At 50.5% G+C, this 17,447-nt stretch carries 16 protein-coding genes and 1 tRNA gene; 5 read left to right on the top strand and 12 right to left on the bottom strand.

Going from position 1 to position 17,447, the window contains the following annotated elements; genetic code table 11:
* Positions 1 to 67: 67 nt before the first annotated feature.
* The 4 genes from ACE41H_RS06400 to ACE41H_RS06385 all read right to left on the bottom strand — a co-directional run bounded on the left by ACE41H_RS06400 (position 68) and on the right by ACE41H_RS06385 (position 5,099).
* On the bottom strand, positions 68 to 1,594 hold the full coding sequence (locus ACE41H_RS06400) for an extracellular solute-binding protein (protein WP_375354123.1): 1,527 nt from the start codon (positions 1,592 to 1,594) through the stop codon (positions 68 to 70).
* Positions 1,595 to 1,634: 40 nt separating this feature from the next.
* Positions 1,635 to 2,516, bottom strand: a complete 882-nt coding sequence (locus ACE41H_RS06395) for a carbohydrate ABC transporter permease (protein ID WP_375354122.1) — start codon at positions 2,514 to 2,516, stop codon at positions 1,635 to 1,637.
* Between the two features lie 21 nt (positions 2,517 to 2,537).
* Positions 2,538 to 3,497, bottom strand: a complete 960-nt coding sequence (locus ACE41H_RS06390) for an ABC transporter permease (protein WP_375354121.1) — start codon at positions 3,495 to 3,497, stop codon at positions 2,538 to 2,540.
* A 681-nt stretch (positions 3,498 to 4,178) separates the two neighbouring features.
* Positions 4,179 to 5,099: an ArsR/SmtB family transcription factor gene (locus ACE41H_RS06385; protein WP_375354119.1), complete on the bottom strand. Its 921-nt coding sequence runs from the start codon at positions 5,097 to 5,099 to the stop codon at positions 4,179 to 4,181.
* 169 nt (positions 5,100 to 5,268) lie between these two features.
* Between ACE41H_RS06385 and ACE41H_RS06380 the strand changes: the two genes are divergently transcribed.
* Positions 5,269 to 6,759, top strand: a complete 1,491-nt coding sequence (locus ACE41H_RS06380; RefSeq protein ID WP_375354117.1) for a glycoside hydrolase family 43 protein — start codon at positions 5,269 to 5,271, stop codon at positions 6,757 to 6,759.
* 280 nt (positions 6,760 to 7,039) lie between these two features.
* On the opposite strand, the gene ACE41H_RS06375 is transcribed toward ACE41H_RS06380, so the two are convergent.
* Positions 7,040 to 7,127: transfer RNA gene (locus tag ACE41H_RS06375), tRNA-Leu, on the bottom strand.
* A 267-nt stretch (positions 7,128 to 7,394) separates the two neighbouring features.
* Here ACE41H_RS06375 and ACE41H_RS06370 point away from each other — a divergent pair.
* A complete protein-coding gene (locus tag ACE41H_RS06370) occupies positions 7,395 to 7,916 on the top strand; it encodes a YhjD family protein (protein WP_375354116.1) in 522 nt (173 codons plus the stop codon).
* A gap of 37 nt (positions 7,917 to 7,953) precedes the next feature.
* On the opposite strand, the gene ACE41H_RS06365 is transcribed toward ACE41H_RS06370, so the two are convergent.
* From ACE41H_RS06365 to ACE41H_RS06355, 3 genes are all read right to left on the bottom strand, one after another.
* Positions 7,954 to 8,211, bottom strand: coding sequence for a hypothetical protein (locus ACE41H_RS06365; protein WP_375354114.1), 258 nt, complete (start codon positions 8,209 to 8,211; stop codon positions 7,954 to 7,956).
* 119 nt (positions 8,212 to 8,330) lie between these two features.
* Positions 8,331 to 8,660: a hypothetical protein gene (locus tag ACE41H_RS06360; protein WP_375354113.1), complete on the bottom strand. Its 330-nt coding sequence runs from the start codon at positions 8,658 to 8,660 to the stop codon at positions 8,331 to 8,333.
* A 102-nt stretch (positions 8,661 to 8,762) separates the two neighbouring features.
* Complete coding sequence (locus ACE41H_RS06355) at positions 8,763 to 9,335, bottom strand: xanthine phosphoribosyltransferase (protein ID WP_375354111.1); 573 nt, start codon at positions 9,333 to 9,335, stop codon at positions 8,763 to 8,765.
* A 202-nt stretch (positions 9,336 to 9,537) separates the two neighbouring features.
* Here ACE41H_RS06355 and ACE41H_RS06350 point away from each other — a divergent pair, with 202 nt between their 5' ends.
* On the top strand, positions 9,538 to 10,644 hold the full coding sequence (locus ACE41H_RS06350; RefSeq protein ID WP_375354109.1) for a YkvI family membrane protein: 1,107 nt from the start codon (positions 9,538 to 9,540) through the stop codon (positions 10,642 to 10,644).
* A 3-nt stretch (positions 10,645 to 10,647) separates the two neighbouring features.
* On the opposite strand, the gene ACE41H_RS06345 is transcribed toward ACE41H_RS06350, so the two are convergent.
* A complete protein-coding gene (locus ACE41H_RS06345) occupies positions 10,648 to 11,775 on the bottom strand; it encodes a glycosyltransferase family 4 protein (protein ID WP_375354107.1) in 1,128 nt (375 codons plus the stop codon).
* Positions 11,776 to 12,127: 352 nt separating this feature from the next.
* On the opposite strand from ACE41H_RS06345, the gene ACE41H_RS06340 reads away from it, so the two are divergent.
* On the top strand, positions 12,128 to 13,495 hold the full coding sequence (locus ACE41H_RS06340; RefSeq protein ID WP_375354105.1) for an RsmF rRNA methyltransferase first C-terminal domain-containing protein: 1,368 nt from the start codon (positions 12,128 to 12,130) through the stop codon (positions 13,493 to 13,495).
* Between the two features lie 63 nt (positions 13,496 to 13,558).
* Here ACE41H_RS06340 and ACE41H_RS06335 read toward each other — a convergent pair whose 3' ends face one another.
* Genes ACE41H_RS06335 through ACE41H_RS06325 form a run of 3 tightly spaced genes read right to left on the bottom strand, consistent with a single transcriptional unit; the run spans position 13,559 to position 16,693 of the window.
* A complete protein-coding gene (locus tag ACE41H_RS06335; protein WP_375354103.1) occupies positions 13,559 to 14,359 on the bottom strand; it encodes a Cof-type HAD-IIB family hydrolase in 801 nt (266 codons plus the stop codon).
* 37 nt (positions 14,360 to 14,396) lie between these two features.
* On the bottom strand, positions 14,397 to 15,161 hold the full coding sequence (locus ACE41H_RS06330; protein ID WP_375354102.1) for a pseudouridine synthase: 765 nt from the start codon (positions 15,159 to 15,161) through the stop codon (positions 14,397 to 14,399).
* On the bottom strand, positions 15,158 to 16,693 hold the full coding sequence (locus ACE41H_RS06325; protein ID WP_375354100.1) for an RsmB/NOP family class I SAM-dependent RNA methyltransferase: 1,536 nt from the start codon (positions 16,691 to 16,693) through the stop codon (positions 15,158 to 15,160). The genes ACE41H_RS06330 and ACE41H_RS06325 overlap by 4 nt, the downstream gene beginning before the upstream one ends.
* Before the next feature lie 162 nt (positions 16,694 to 16,855).
* Between ACE41H_RS06325 and ACE41H_RS06320 the strand changes: the two genes are divergently transcribed.
* A complete protein-coding gene (locus ACE41H_RS06320; RefSeq protein ID WP_375354098.1) occupies positions 16,856 to 17,419 on the top strand; it encodes a thioredoxin family protein in 564 nt (187 codons plus the stop codon).
* Positions 17,420 to 17,447: the final 28 nt, after the last annotated feature.

Raw genomic sequence — 17,447 nt, 5'->3', positions numbered from 1 at the left:
TGCAAGGTTATACCGACACCCATTATACCAGAAATTTGCTTCCGAAAGTCTGGTTCCGGCTCTCCTCTTATTTGTCCAGCTTGTTGTACCCTTCCGTAAACTCTTCCATCACCTTGTCACCACCGGCTTTGCGCCAATTGGCTACTTCCGCTTCCCAGCCTGCTTCATCCACTTTGCCCATGATGAATTTGGTCTGGGCATCGCGGATCATCGTATCCAGTTCGCTGCCTCTCTCCGTATAAGTCGGCGACAGCAGAGTCAACGCCACATTCGGAACGGCATGCTCCAGGTTCGCAGCAACGATATCCCAGCCTTTAGCCTGCAGCTCGTTCAGCTTGAGCGGAAGCCCTTGTCCTCCCACCTCAAACGACGGCAAGCTGTCGCGGTACGGCTTCACTTCAAGATTGAACAGTGTCAAATCGGTAATGTCCGCTTTTCCATCCTCTGTTTTTTTGAAATGCTTGCCTTCGATCCCCCGGCTCAGCAGTGTAGACATGTCAGGCTCCAGCAACTTGTCGAAGAAGGCCAGCAGCCGCTTCAATTCCGCTTCCGAAGTCACGGACGATTTCGGGAATACGAAGAAGCCATTATTGCCCGGCTCCGCCGGCAGGCGATAGCCCGACGGCCCTTTGAACTGCACAACATCAACAACCGCATGAGGCACCGCCTTGGATACATTGATGTACGATGTGGCCGCAGCGGACGCCACCGCATTGCGCATTGCAGCTTGACCCGCATTCCATTTGTTATCAGCATCGGCCGTTTGCACGACGGAGAAATCCTGATTGATCAATTTTTCCTCATATAGTCTGCGGAGCAGCTTCATCGCGTCCATATAAGGCTCGGTCATGAATTCCGGAATGACTTTGCCGTCCACAACTCCCCACTTGTTCGGGGCGCCTTGCGATACAGCAAGCCGTGTCAGGAATGCGCTGCTGGCGGCCGGATCGTTGTACGATTTGTCAAGGAACAGCAGATATGAATCCCTCTGCCCATTTTTGTCCGGGTCCTTCTCGGCTACGGCCTTCGCCGCCTGATACCAGTCGTCCAGCGTAACCGGAATCTTCAGCCCCAGCTCATTGAACCAGTCCTTGCGGTAAACAATGCCTGCGCGGCCGATATCCCGATAGAGCGGCAGTCCGTACAGCTTGCCATCCACTTTGATATTGTCGTAATGCATGGGGTTGATCTCAGCCAAATTTTTGTAGTCCTGCAGGTATGGGCCGATCTCCCAAAACAGGCCGGACTGAATTGCGTTCAGCGTTGAAGCGTTATACGTAATCTTGAACGCTTTCGGCATTTCATCGGAGGCAATCATAATGTTTTTCTTGTCTTCAAACGCCGCGGCCGGAATCCATTGAATATCAATTTCCGTACCCGTGTATTTTTCGATGGCCTGCTCGACCTCTGTGTCTTTGCCGGGGGCTTCCCCGACCTGCGGTGTGGCGATGGTCACTGCCAGGGGCCCGTTCTCCGCCTGCGCGCCGTCCTGTCCTGCTTGACCATTCTTCTCTCCACAGGCGGCGAGAATACTTGCTGCGGCGACCAGGATGCCGAATGCGGTTACGACGGATATGACATGCTTTTTTTTCATTAGCGAAACCTCCTGTATGATAGGTATGGGATGAAGACATTTAACCTTTAACCGAGCCTAGCATGACACCTTTCGCGAAATATTTTTGCAGGAAAGGATATACGATGACGATCGGAATCGTCGCGATCACGATCGACGCCATGCGGATCGTCTGCGGCAAATACTCCATCGGCTCCGCCTGTGCGGTGGAATCGCCGATCATGTCCTGGGACAGCAGCACAATTTGTCTTAACACGATCTGCACCGGCCATTTTTCGGAATCGTTGATATACATCACCGCACTGAAATACGAATTCCAATGAGCGACCGCGTAAAAGAGCCCGAACGTCGCCATCGCTGGCATCGACAAGGGCAGCACGATCCGGAACAGGATGCCCAGGTCGTGACAGCCGTCGATTTTCGCCGCTTCCTCCAGTCCTTCCGGAATCTGTTGGAAAAAGTTTTTAAGCACGATCAGGTTGAAGGCGCTGATTGCGCCGGGGATGATCAGGGACCAGTAGGTGTCGATCATACCGAACGCTTTGACAACGAAATAGGTCGGGATAATGCCGCCGCTGAACAGCATCGTGAACAGCACCAAGAACAGCACGACACCTCTTCCCCGTAATGTCGGTCTGGCCAGGGGATAAGCCATAAACGAGGTGAGTAGCAGATTGATCAGTGTGCCGAGCACGGTAACATAGACCGATACCAGGATGCTGCGGACCAGCGTTTCGGTAGAAAAGATGTACTGGTACGCGCCGAGCGTAAACTTCGTCGGAAACAGCATAAGTCCTCCCTTCGCCACCTCCTCGGGAGTCGCGAACGATACGGCCACAATGTAAATAAAAGGAATAATGGTGATGATGGAACTGAGAGTCAGCAGCGAATAGTTGATGAGTGTGAACATGCGGCTGCTGATCGATTTATCCGCCAAAGGCATGGCCTGATCGACTCCTTCCGCTTAGTAAACGCCTTCTTCGCCCATTTTTTTGGCCAGTCGGTTCGCCCCGATGACGAGCACCAGACCAACCAGCGATTTGAACATGCCAACGGCCGCGCTGTAGCTGTATTGCGCCTGCGTCAATCCCTTCATGTACACGTATGTGTCGAACACCTCGCCGACCTCCCGGTTCATGGAATTCAGCATCAGGAAAATATGCTCGAAGCCCGTATCCAGGAAACTGCCCAGCCTCAAAATAAACAGGATCACAATCGTGCTGCGGATCGCCGGCAGCGTAATATGCCACAGTTGGCGCCACCGTCCGGCTCCGTCGATGCGGGCCGCTTCATAGAGCTGAAGATCGACGCCGGACAAGGCCGCCAGGAAAATAATCGTGCCCCAACCCGCTTCCTTCCAGATCGACTGACTGACGATCATCGTCCTGAACCATTCCTCGCTTAATAGAAACGGGATTTTCTCCATACCCAGCCTGGCGATGAATTCATTCACAACGCCCCCTTCGGTCGTGAACAGCACGTAGAAGATGCCGACAGCGACGACCCATGACACAAAATGCGGCAAATATACGAGCGTTTGCACGAATTGCTTGAACAGCTTCATGCGCACTTCATTAAGCATCAGCGCCAGAATGATGGGCAGCGGGAAAAAGAAAACCAGGTTGTACACGGCAAGCAGGAACGTGTTGCGGAACAGCATCCAAAATTGCGGCTCCGTAAAAAAACGCTCAAAATGCTTCAGACCCACCCAAGGACTTTCCCAAAAACCCAAATGCGGTTTGTAGTCCTGAAAAGCCATGACCAGACCGGCCATCGGAAAATATTTGAATATGACGAAATACAAGACGCCCGGAAGGAGCAGAACGTACATCCAACGGTCTCTTAAGATGTCTTTAACAAACTGCGATCGGATCCGTTTCTTCTTCACTCCTAGTGACGCCTGGGCAGCGTATTGCTGGTCCATCTCCTGACCCTCCCAACCTGATGATGTTTTTTTGAAGCGCTTACATTTCACATCATAGGTTCTTCCTGCATGACAGGCAATCATACGCTGCTAACCGTTTGAATTTTAAGCAATTCTGCGCCTTTTTAGTACGTATTTTGCGCGAATCATATTCTCTTTCAGCCGAATCGTACTGATTTAACCTGCTGCGGGCCACTGTGCCGCCGCACGGGGTAAGCCTTTATCGGTTCTTTTGAAAATAGGTCCATTCGTGTCTTGGTGTCCCTGCATGCTGTCTTTGCACGATTATCCCTTTCGTTCAGGGGGCAGGGTTGAGGGTTGGAGCCGGCAAGGGTAAAGAAATAAAAAGAGAGAAGAAGAAGAAGATGGTCCAAATGAGAAGACTAACTTGAAATAAGAACATACGTACGCTAATTCTTGATTCGGGGGGCGAGCAGACATGGAAGTCCAGGCCGTCGTTATCACAACGAGCAGGCCTGCAGACGAAAAAGTTCAGGCTGCAGAAAAATCACGGTCTGTTCGTTTCCCCTTGCCTTGTCCTCCATCTACTGTCAGGTCTGCTTTACTTCACTTAATCCTGCTTCCTTCTCGTTCTCCTAAACCCATCCAATTTATCTTGAACCTAATGATCTTCGAAATACAACAATTTCTGGTACCTAGCCTCCATAAATACATACATTTTCAATTATTTTTGCCGTTAAGATACGCGCGGATGACAATATCTTGATCATGATTACCGAATCCGGAACCATAGAGTGTCAATCCCCCTACGTTAACTGCCTGCTCATCAACCGCAAATCGAAGTGTCCAGAACGGTTCCCGCAGCTTGATATCCGCGAGGGTCACCTCCGACATCCGCTCGCCATCTATAAATGTACCCGATGCGTCAATGCGGATCGTCTTCAATAACCCGTATTGATTCACATTTCGATGCCACCATTCGGGTGTAAATCTGCCGCGCGCAGCTCTTCCGAAGTCAGCCAGACTTGTCCATGTGCCAAGAGAGGTGCCGTTGAAGGTGAACTCAATATCCGAAGGCCAATAATCTCTTAAGCCAGGAGCTTCTGAAGCAATCTCCATTGAGATTTCGATGGCTTCCGCGATTTGATCGGCAAGCAAGTAGTTAGGCATTTTGTATTCAACATAACCCCACCCAAACCACAGAATGGCGGCGTGAACCCGCTCGGGATCGAGAAAGTAGCGCGGGTCATCCCACACTCCGATTTCTTTCTCACGCGTACCGAGCCCGCAAGTAGGATGGACTTCAAAAGCGGTGTAGTGACCAACTGAAATACTCTGCTCGCTGATCTTCGCGGTGTGGCTGGCAGACGGCAGCTCAATCTCGATATTTTTTTGTTTGAGGAAACACATTTTATGCGTTCCCCCGCTCAGCCGTACCCTGTGACTTCCGACGAGCCCGGCTTGTTCAAGTTTGCGGATATGCATGGTAGTGATAGAGGAGCTGAGTCCCAACTGATCCGCAATATCCTTCACATTCATCTCGTGATCGGCAATGAGGCTCATAATTTTCCATCTGACTTCACTGGCCAACGCCTCGTATAACGGCATAAATTTCGCTTCCCCGTTCGCTTTGATGATCATCATCATCTCCTGACTGCATCTATTGAAATCACATATATATTAATTTAAAAGATTTAACATGAACCATCAAGCCTAATCCATTGCAAGGTTCTAAACAATAGTGTTTAATTTCCTTAGCTACTGATCACATTAGATTTATATCATTGTGAATTTATAAAAGAGGTGGACTATGAAATACAATAACCCGGTCATCAAAGGATTTTATCCTGACCCTAGTGTATGTAAAGTAGAAGATACCTATTATCTGGTCTGCAGTTCCTTTCAGTACTTCCCCGGTGTTCCGATTTTTGAGAGCAAAGACCTGCTTAACTGGAAGCAAATCGGCCATTGTCTAACAAGAGAGAGTCAGGTCCAACTCGGTAAGGTGGGCAGTTCCGGCGGAGTTTTCGCTCCCACGATCCGATACAACAACGGGAAATTCTACATGACCACGACCAACGACACCACTCGTCACAATTTCTATGTATGGACTGACGATATTTACGGTGAATGGTCTGAACCGATCTATGTGGATCAGGGAGGAATCGATCCCGATTTGTATTTTGAAGACGGAAAGGCCTTCTTTATGAGCAACGGGAAAGATGATTACGGGATTGGCGGGATTGCTCAGTGTGAAATTGACATTGAAACAGGCGGCAAGCTGTCGCCAAGCCGTTCGATTTGGCGTGGAACAGGCGGACGATATTTGGAAAGCCCGCATATGTATAAAATGAATGGCCGGTATTACCTAATGGTGTCTGAAGGCGGAACGGAATATGGCCATATGGTCACTTATGCACGGGCAGATTCGATCTCCGGTCCGTTCGAAGCCTACCCGAACAATCCGGTACTGACCAATCGAAATCTGGGCGGTTATGAGGTGCAGGGGGCTGGCCATGGTGATCTGATTCAAGATCATGAGGGAAATTGGTGGATGCTGCATCTGGGCTTCCGTCAAATCGGCCGCTGGCTTACCTACCATCACCTTGGCCGCGAAGTTTTCCTGACACCGGTTACTTTCAGTGAGGATGGCTGGTTTACAGCAGGACATAACGGCACCACCCTTACCAGCTTTGAGACCGACCGTATCCCAACCCATGTCGTGCAGCAGGAGAAAAAGATCTTTACTTTCGAGAACACGGAATGGAACTTGGACTGGTGTTATCTCCGTCATCCTGTTGCGGAGAATTATGTGTTAGAGTTTGATAAGGTAAAGCTTAAAGGGACCGGGGTAACTCTGGATGTGCCGGAATCCCCGACATTTATAGGCATTCGCCAAAGGGACTTCAATGCGGAAATCTCTTGCGATGTACAGCTTGCAGACGGGGAAGCGGGCATCACGCTTTATATGGATGAAAATCACCATTATGATTTAGCCATACGTAAAGATAAGAACGGATATAAAGTGATCGAGCGCCTGAATATCGGTGATATTAAATCCGTTGAATATGAAGTAGACCTGGGAAGTACGAGCCAGGCTCCTCTGATGATACGGGCAAGTCATGAGCGCTATAGCTTCCTCATTCATGCAAACGGGAAAGACATCCCCTTGGGCACGGCGCAAACCCGATATCTTTCCTCTGAAGTAGCGGGAGGATTTACAGGCGTGCTTATCGGTTTATATACCTGTGGTGAAGGCTCTATGGCCGAGTTTTCGAACTTTAAGTGCGAGTACCTTTAACAGATATATATCGCAGATGAGCAGGCATTCCCGATTACGGCGACTGCCTGCTTTACATTTCGTCTCAAATTCAGCAAACCCTATCAATTTCATACTCAACAGAGTCGTCAGCTTCGCCCGTCAAACAAGTAAAGCAAGAATTCCATTTTATGTTCATCTTGAATACAGCTCAAAGCTTTCTTCGGCTCAAGTGATGAGCAATACCTTGCAAATTCCAGGTATGTAAAAAAGCTCCTGAATCTCCGCGAGAGGAAACTCAAGAGCTCGTTCATTGTTAAGTTGGTGCGGTCGAGAGGACTCGAACCTCCACGGGGGGTTAGCCCACACGGACCTGAACCGTGCGCGTCTGCCAATTCCGCCACGACCGCAAATTGTAACGTCATCTTTGAAATTATTATTTCACAGCGACAAGATAGATCATAACATATATATCATTAAAAGTCAATAATAATATATATATTTTGGGCAAAGGCATTTCCCAGAAGCGATTTCGAAAAATTTCTGTGCGAAAAGAGCTGATTTTTCCATATTTATATTGATTGACGCTCATACGTTCGGTTATAATAAGAAAAAAGAACATGCGTTCTCTCAATGTGGTTATGCTGCTAACAAATAATCGAAAGCGGTGACTGGATATGATTACTGCAGTCGTTACGAAAGAAGATTTTGCATTAATTAAGAGCTATCTGTTGCTGCTGTTTATTCAGAAGGTTTTTGAGCGAGACAGTAATATATTGGAAGATAGCGGTGTACTAAGAACACCGGACTTATACGTCGAGCTTGTGAATTCCGGAGCGAACCGAACCGGCATTCTGATGTCCGAGGTCAAACATGAGTTCAGAAAGCGCGGCATCGCTGTTCATCATATCCGGCAAAACGAATCCGCTATGCAAGCCTCCTGCACCTGCGGGAATTCCCAAGGTGAAATCAGCATCCCTATGCCTGAATTCCGTCAGGAAATGTACGAAAGAATGCGGGCTTACCTGGGATTGACAACCTCCTTGCCGATCACTTCAGTGTCCACAGGAGTTGAACTGTACAAACGTATCGAACCGTCCCGCTATACCGGACGCCGTTCCAGACCAGTTACAGCGATGTTCACCTCCGCGCAGCGCAGACCGCTTCGCCGTCCCGCTGCTGCAGCAGCAAGAGGTTAATGAACAATAGGGTAGGAAAACCCGAAGATTTCCTGCCTTATTGTTTAGTCCTGTCTTGGTTAGTGGTGTCATCCTGTACCATTTCCAGGATGTCCGGGCGGGGTTCTTTGAACGGCTGCACCGTGTAATTTCTGCTGAGCTTGACGACTCTCCGATTCGGTCTGCGGATCAGCAAATGCTCGTCATCCCACGCAAGCACGATACCAACAACATCATTTTCCTTCAGACCGTCCCGAATCACACGAACTTTTTCACCGGAAACCCGATAGACATCAAGTACTTCATCACTGCTCATTGACTCACCTTCTCCCTTCTCTACATCATCGACCTATGAAGAAAAGACCTAAATATAATCATTTAGGCCTCGCTTTTGTGTATATTGAATGCCGACTAAGCAACAATTGTCCTGAATGATTAACGCTGTGCGTGCTCTTTGCTATCGTTCTTCTCAAACCAGAAATCAAGCACTTTTGCAGACAACACACGTTGTTCTACATACGCTACCTGGTGAAGAGTAAATTGTTCCTTCCAAGGAAAAGACAGGTCCTCGCACAAATTAACGAGCGTCAGTAATTCAGACCAAGCTACATATCGCTTATACCAGAAAAATTGAGGATGTTCGATCATATAGGGATACAGATCATCAAACTCTGTGTGCTTACAATCCAGGGCACGTTCAAAATGAGTTTTTGCCGCCGCCAACTTTTCCAGAAAGTATTGCTCCGTCAATTGCTCTTTCCCCATGTTGCTGCCTCCTCTCCCAAAACCTTATCTATATTATAAGCGATAATACCTTCGTTGCAAAGGCATTGCAATAAATTAGGTCAAGGAATTGGAGAAATGTTACTATTCTGCAAACTGGACAGTTCCATCAGACAAGGATGCGATTCGGACAAGCGATTCAATCCGGATTCCCTGCTCGCGAATAGTCCGTGCCCCTGCCTGAAAGCATTTCTCGACGACTACTCCAAAGCCGACCAAATGCGCGCCGGAACGCTGGATAATTTTCACCATTCCTCTGGCCGCATCACCGTTCGCAATAATATCGTCAATAAACAGCACCCGGTCATTCTCATGAATAAATTGCCGGGACAGCATGATGTCTGTTACGATCCCTTTCGTAAACGAAGGCACCCGCTCGGAGAGCGCATCAGGGTCTGCCAGCAGCGTTTTCTTGCGCCGGGCAAACACAAGCGGTACCCCCAACTCATACGCCGTGGCGAATGCTACAGCAATACCGGAGGATTCTACTGTGACTACCCTTGTAATGTTCTCATCACGAAACCGTTCAGCAAATTCTTTTCCCATCTGCATCGTCAGCATAGGATCCACCTGATGATTCAATAGTCCGTCCAGCTTCAGAACCTGATCCGAAGCGACAACGCCTTCTTCCAATATGCGTTTTTTTAAAGCTTCCATATTTATTACCTCCCATGCCGAACCTACTGCCGTAAAATTACCACAGTGGGCTCCAGCTTTCAAGCTAAAGTGCTCAACCTGTAGAATTGCGCCCGACGATCGTGCGGGTAATACTTTTAAGATCTGAAGTCATGTCCATCACCGGCAGGACATACCTTGTATTATGCGCAGTTCTCATGAGTACAAGGATTGGGGGAGGGACATGAGACGCAATATTCACGTACTTCAGATCGCTTTTACATACATAGGGACCATCGTAGGGGCCGGTTTTGCAACTGGACAGGAAATTTTACAGTTTTTCACCCGGTTCGGAAGCCTGGCGACCGCTACAATCATGCTGGCAACCGCTATTTTTATTTGGCTGGGCACAAGGCTCATGCTCATCGCTCATGAGATCTCCGCACATTCCTACGAGGATGTGAACCTGCATCTGTTCGGCCCGAAAGCAGGAAAATGGATCAGTTGGATTACACTGGTCATTCTGCTCGGTGTGAACAGCGTCATGCTGGCGGGCTCGGGCTCGGTATTTATGGAGCATCTGCATTTAAACTACCAGACCGGCCTGCTTCTCACCCTGCTCTGTACGTTTTTGCTGCTTAGAAAAGGAATGCATGCCATCCTGCAAATGAACTCCATCCTGGTGCCTGTAATGATGCTCCTGTCTTTTTTAATGATCATCAGTACACTGAATACGCCCAATTATGACAATTTTATTGTCATCAAGACCGATCATCACCCGCTGGCCGTATGGCTGGCTCCGGTTCTGTACACTTCCTTTAATCTCAGCATGGCGCAGGCCGTGCTTGTCCCCCTTGGAAGTCAAACAGCATCCAAAAGCACGATCCGCTGGGGGGGCGTACTCGGCGGAATCGGTGTCGGGATTATGCTGATGGCGGCCCATTTTGCCATGTCAGCCCAAATGCCGGGTATTCAGCAGTTTGAAATTCCAATGGGAAATGTCGCTGTCCAGCTTGGAATCGCCGTGCAAACCGTCTATATGATTATGATTTTCCTGGAGATTTTCAGCACCTTCGTAGCCGATATCTATGGCTTGACCCTGCAGCTGCAGAAGTATGTGTCCGTTTCGCCCCGTATCATTACATTGTTCATTATGCTCGTCTGTTTTCTGATCAGCCAATTTGGATTCAGCTCACTGCTATCCCTCTTGTATCCCATCTTCGGCATGGTTAGCGTGTTTTGGGCAGGGGTGCTCATTTATTACGGGCATAAAGGGCATCCCCTGACTCCGTTTAACCGCAGAAACGGTATCCTTACAGGCAGACTCAAGCAGACTACCTACAAAAGGTGAACATCACTTATTGGCGTATTCAAGATACATCTTCTTCAGCTCATGGACTGCCCTGCTGAGCGAATAATTGGCTTTCGCCCGCTCACAGGCAGAACGGGCAAGCTCATATCTGTACATCGGATCGGCAATCACCCCGGCAAGCGCCTCCGCCAAGGCTACAGGGTCATTCGGTGGAACGAGCAGGCCGTTGACTCCGTTCTCAATCTGCTCGGCGATACCGCCCACCTCCGTACCGACGAGGGCAAGACAGCTGAGCGCCGCTTCCGCGAATACCGAACCGAATGCCTCCGCCCGGGAAGGCAGGACAAAAATATCGAAAAAAGGCATAAATTCTTCCGGGTGGAGCGTGTAGCCGTAAAAAATCGTTTCATTGTAGATGCCCAGCTGCTGTGCCATCTTCTCAAGCTCAGGACGAATTGGACCGTCTCCAATGATATGAAGCACGTATTCGACCCCTTGCTTCTTCAATTCCGCACATGCCCGCAGCAGCACATCGAGTCCCTTGGCAGGGACGAGACGGCATACCGTAATCAGCTGGGCGACCTCGTTTTCATGCGGGATCGGCTTAAATCTCCGTTCATCATAGCCGTTCGGAAGAACTCTGATATCTTCATGGCGATCCACATAAGGAGCCATATACCCGCGGAACGATTTGGAAACCGTCATCAGTTGGTCCGTACAATATTCAAGCTCCCGGTACATGGATACCAGAAATTGATGCTCAGGCCCTCCTTCTGCAATTTTTCCATTGAGGATCAGCTCACGTTCGTAGGAGGAGTGAAGCGTCTGGATCAGCGGGGTATCGGGAAAGACGCTTCTCATAGCCAGACCGGCAATGGGGTGATGCGCATGAATCAGGTCAAACGGTTTATGAATGCGCAGCCGGGTCCACCATAGATAGTCGCGGTAGGTTTGGATATATTTCTGTACGACCGGGCTCTCACCGTATTGGGTCCAATCAAAGGTGTGGAACTTGATCTCTTCTTTCCCCTTGTTGCGGATTCGTTTCGGCAGCGAGAACAATTCCATCTCCCAGCGCGGTGAGGTGAACCGTTCCTGCAAATAAGGAATCATCGACGATACGCCCCCCGGCTGTTCCGGAGGGAAAAACAATGCCTGCAGCAGTCTCATATATGTTGCTTCCCCTTTCAAGCAAGGCCGTATTGCTACTTGCCAATCATCAGAATGCAGTTGAATGATTTGTATGATATATTAAATTTCTGATGAGCTGTTCCTACGACATCCGAACGATGCAAATACAAAAAAATTGTAGCGGATTAAGAGCCCACATTCAACAGATAGTAATGGAATGGGTTTCCATGTGCAACGCGTATATCTCTGTTTATTATATTCCTTATGTCTCGGGGGTGTCAGAAGCGCGTCGAGTGGAAATAAGTATGGTCTTCTCATATTATCGCATGTGGCACGGGAAGCAGCAAAGCGTTACCACAATGCAATTTTAGCACTAAAGGAGCCTCATCATATGGACAAGCCAACGTTGCTATCAGCATACACCGAACAAATTGCCGGCCTGCTCGGACCAGAAACCCGGGCATTTCTGGAGTCCTACAGCCAGCACAAAGTACAAGGACTCCGCATCAATCCGCTGAAAGCCACCCCGGAGCTGCGGGAAACGATCATCAGCGAATGGAATCTGAAAGCTGTTCCGTGGTGCTTCGAAGGCTATTATTATGAAGAACCTCATCGTCCTGGCAAGCATCCCTGCCATGCAGCCGGGCTTTATTACATCCAGGAGCCGTCGGCCATGTCAGCGGTGGAGCTCCTTGATCCCCGTCCCGGTGAAAATGTTCTGGATATGGCTGCCGCCCCTGGTGGCAAAACAACACATATCGCCTCCAAATTATGGGGGCAGGGGCTGCTCGTATCCAATGAAATCCATGCCGGAAGAGCGAAGATACTGGCTGAGAACGTCGAGCGTATGGGTCTGAACAATGTGATTGTAACCAACAGTACGCCTGCGGGACTGTCCGAGCGCTTTCCCGCTTGCTTCGACAGAATCATGCTTGACGCCCCCTGCTCGGGCGAAGGCATGTTCCGGAAGGACGCGGAAGCCGTCCGCGAATGGAGCCCTGAACTCGTCGCCATGTGCGCCTCAAGACAGCAGGACATTCTCCGGGATGCATATAAGCTGCTGAAGCCAGGCGGCTGGCTGGCCTATTCGACGTGCACGTTTAATAAAACGGAAAACGAAGAGGTCATGGCCTGGTTTGTATCCGAATTCCCGGATATGAGCCTGGTGCGGACCGAACGCATCTGGCCTCATATACAGCGGGGGGAGGGGCATTTCGTTGCCCTGCTTCGCAAGGACGACACTGAAACGAATGAAACAGCCCGCACTAAAGACACCACCAAAGCCAAGAACAGCCGCAAGCGACCGTCCAGAGAACTGGACAGTGCCTGGGCAGGCTTCAATGCCTGGCAGAAAGCCGATCTTCCGGGATACACTCCTGGGCCGGGAAGGCCGCTTTTATTCGGCGAATCCCTCTACTGGCTGCCTGAAAACGACGGATTCGCCATTCGGGACGAACATTTGACCGGATTAAAGCTGCCCCGGGCAGGGCTGCATCTTGGGGAATGGAAGAAAAACCGCTTTGAGCCTGCCCATGCGCTGGCCATGGCTTCCAAGCCCGATGAAGCGCGCGGTGTATTCAACGCTTCTGCGGAATCGGAGGAAATCCGGTCATTCCTGCGCGGGGAGACGCTGGCAGTGGATGCTGCGCTTAAAGGCTGGGTGCTTGTTGCGGCAGACGGGCTTCCATTGGGCTGGGGCAAAGCAAGCTCAGGCCAATTAAAGAACCATCTTCCCAAAGGACTGCGCCAGCTTCATTAAAACATCAGCCTCCATCTGTGGAAATCGCAGCATGGAGGCTGTTTAATTTTGTAAGGGTTCCCTTCAGCTTAAGCAATATTTGATGAGGGCATGTCTCACACCCTGTTCATTATTGGATAAAGTGACCTCATCAGCCGCAAGCTTCACTCCTTCAGGAGAATTGGCCATGGCTATGCCTTTGCCTGCGTAGGCCAGCATGCTGAGATCATTGTAATAATTGCCGATCGCCATAATAGCATCGGGTGTTACTCCCCGCTGCAGCGCCAGTTGATGCAGCGCTTCCCCTTTGGACGCTTGCTTGTGCATCAGATCGATAAAAAAGTCTCCGCTGCGCAGCATATTAAACGGCTGCTCCCAACTGCTCCAATCCCGGTATACCTCGTCCAGCCGCTCCATGGAGCCAAACGCCGTAAACTTGACGAGCGGTTCCGACCAATCAGCCCATCGCGGCAGCTGCAGCGGCTCCATCAGAAATGTCTCATACATGCTCCGTACTTCCAGCTTCAGTCCCTCAAGCTGATCCACATACAATCCAAATGCCGTATTGACGTCAAAATGAACTCCGTTTTCCTTGCAGTAGCTTATGTATGGTTCCAGACTGCGTGTATCCATTTGGTATTGGAGCACGATCTCCCGGGTTGTCGCATCCACTATAGCCGCCCCGTTATGAGAAATGACATATCCAGTCAGACCCATGCGCTCCATGAGCGGAATGGCTCCAAACGGAGCGCGTCCCGTACAAAGTACGATTTCCGCGCCCTGGGCAGCAACCTCCCGGATCGTGTCCACCGTTTCAGGGGCAAGCTCGTGCTGATCATCAAGCAGCGTGCCGTCGACGTCAAGCGCAATTAGTCGGTAACTCATGTATATCCCATCCTTATCTGTATAATCAGCAATCCCTTTAGTGTCCCTCCGACATCTCCCGGTTCAGCGAAGCGAGCTCCTCTGTACTCAGCTCACGGTATGCACCAAGAGGAAGCCCCGGATCAAGGCGCAGAGGGCCCATTTCCGTTCTTTTTAAATACAGCACTTTTTTGCCGATAGCTTCAAACATCCGCTTCACCTGGTGGAACTTGCCCTCATGGATAACAAGCGAGATATAAGAAAGAGGGCCACCCTCCGTTTGTGTTTTGGACAAAAGCGTCAGCCGGGCAGGCAGCGTTACATACCCGTCATCCAGCTCAACCCCCTCCGCGAAACGGGCTGCATCCTCTTCCCCAACGTCCCCCGCTACTGTTGCCTCATAGGTTTTGGGGACATGACGGCGCGGGGAAAGCAGCTCATGGGCGAGCTTGCCGTCATTCGTCAGCAGAAGCAGCCCCTCGGTATCCTTGTCCAGCCTGCCGACCGGAAAAGGCTCAAAATGGCGCTCTTCCTCATCCAGAAGATCAAGGACCGTCCGCTCACGCGCATCCTCCGTCGCTGATATTACCCCTGGAGGCTTGTGCAGCATGAGGTAAATGAACTCCTTGTAGTTCACGGTTTCCCCCTCTACCTCAATCCGGTCCCGGTAAGGATGAACCTGCATGCCGCTGTCTTTGGCAACCGTGCCGTTAACGGTGACGCTGCCCTGCTTGACCTGTCTTTTAATATCGCTGCGGGAACCGAACCCCATGTGGGTGAGCAGCTTGTCCAGCCGCTGTGTCTGTTTGCCTTGCCCCTTCATACGGAAGTCCACCTCCATCCTGCCGGATATTCATTTTTCAGCATGCCGTCCTGCCATTTCCCCCATCCTGAAGCATATCCGTCAATACAGATCAAAGCGTAGCCCTTTGTGGAAGCTCCTTCGGTAAGCACAACTCTGTCCTCTTCCATCGGCAGCGTTTCGCCTTTAAGATAGCGGACAGCCTCCGGACTGCTCCCGTCCAGCACAATAGACCTGACAGCGTCATTTCTATGCAGTGCCGTCGCCAGCGGATGAGAGGGAGCAAAGCGCCCGTTTTTGACCGTGCCCACGAACCAGCCCGGCCGGACCACCTTCAGGCCGTTCAGCATATCCGGGTTCAGCGGCGATTGGTAGACGCGGTCTCCGTATACAACGGTGCGGCCCGGAAGCTGCAGCTTGAGCTGCCCTGCGGCAAATGCAGCCAAAGCCTCTGCAGCGGTGTGCTCTGCCCCCGCCTTGCCGCTACGGCGGCCCTCTCCGGTTTGCCCGCGGCCACTCTTGTGCCGCTGCGCTTTGGCTCGGCCGCGTGTACCCGCCACTTCCCCCGCTGATCGCTCAGATATAGGCAGCGTTATATCGAAAGCCGTCTCCTCCCCGGCATCCCCTTCCCATTGCAGCACGGCTGCAAAATGGCCTTCTCCCTCAATCCGGTGCGGCCACAGTCTGCCGGTCCCTGCTAACTGCTCAATATCGGGATACCGTTCCCGGGACGGAATCCATTCCGGCCGCCCCGGGGAAAATCCGGGCTTGCCTGTTAACGGCACCACACGGAATCCGGGATTTGCCTGCAGAAATTCCGCGATCATCTCCTCGTTCTCCTCCGGTGCAAACGTACAGGTCGAATAAACGATGACACCGCCCGGAGCGAGCAGACGTGAAGCGATACGCAGGATATCCCTTTGCATCACCGTACATTTCTCGACCGAATGAGTCTCCCACTGTCTCGCCATGTCCTCGTCCTTTCTGAACATGCCTTCACCGGAACAGGGAGCGTCAATCAGCACCTTGTTAAAATAATGCGGAAAAGCTTCCGCAATCCGATCCGGGGATTCATTCAGTACCACCGCGTTGCGTACTCCGTAGAGCTCGATATTTTTGGCCAAAGCCTTGGTGCGCTCTGCATGAATATCATTGGTGACGAGAACGCCGCTCCCCTGAAGCTTGGCCGCAATTTGTGTCGATTTCCCTCCCGGTGCGGCGCACAGGTCCAGAACCCGGTCCCCGGGCTGAATGTCAAGCAGCTCCACGGGAGCCATGGCACTCGGTTCCTGGATGTAATACAAGCCTGCATGGTAATAAGGGTGCAGCCCGGGCTTGGACCCGTAAGGAACGTAGAAGCCTGCCGGACACCAGGGAATTGGCCGCAGCTCAAAAGGTGATATTTTCACAAATTCTTCTACTGATATTTTCAGTGTATTCACGCGTATTCCCGTATGAGGCACCGCATCATAGGCCGCCATAAAAGCCGCAAATTCCGTCCCCAGCAGCCCGCGCATTCTCTCTACAAAAAGTGCCGGAAGTTGTACAGCCATCTCATCTGATCATCCTGTTCTGTTGAAAATCATTCGGTCTTCATTTTATCAGCCGCTCTATATTTTAACACAAATGACGGACGGGTTATCCTGTACGCTGAAAAAAGCATGTCAGGTTTTATGTGTTCCCCCTTGTTTCACTACACGCTGTAATGCTGTATAATGATAGACAGTCGCCATACTATTTATACTTTGATAGGAGAGATTATTTTGAAAGCAAACAACAAAAAGCTTATTCCGATTATCGGCTTCTTTGTCGTACTGGCCGTGCTGATCGGTGTTCTGATTGCCATTAATGCAGGCAACCGGAGCGAGCTGTACAACAAATCTGTTTCCTCCCTCGACCCTGCTACCCGAGAGCAGCTGAATGACCCTAACTATCAGCAAATCATTCTGCCGGATGCTCTTCAGCAAAAGATCAACAACAAGGAAAGCTTTTTCGTCTACTTTTTCGCTTCCGACTGTCCTCACTGCCGGGTTACTACTCCTCAGCTTATGCCGCTGGCAGACCAGGAAGGCATCACCCTGCATCAATTCAATCTGAAGGAATTCGAAGAAGGCTGGAACCAATACCATATCGAATTCACACCTACCCTGGTGTACTATGAAAATGGCGTGGAAAAGGAAAGAATCGTGGGCGGTCTGAGCGAAACGGCCGGAGACAACGGCAACACACTGGATCAGTACAAGACCTTGTTTGAAAAATACAAAACAAACGCCTCCTGACTTCTGACTCCTGATAGAACCCATAGAA

Source organism: Paenibacillus enshidis (assembly GCF_042136365.1).
GTDB classification, from domain to species: Bacteria; Bacillota; Bacilli; order Paenibacillales; family Paenibacillaceae; genus Paenibacillus; species Paenibacillus enshidis.
The sequence above is the reverse complement of the archived record's forward strand: the minus strand, read 5'-3'. Positions and strand labels throughout refer to the sequence as shown.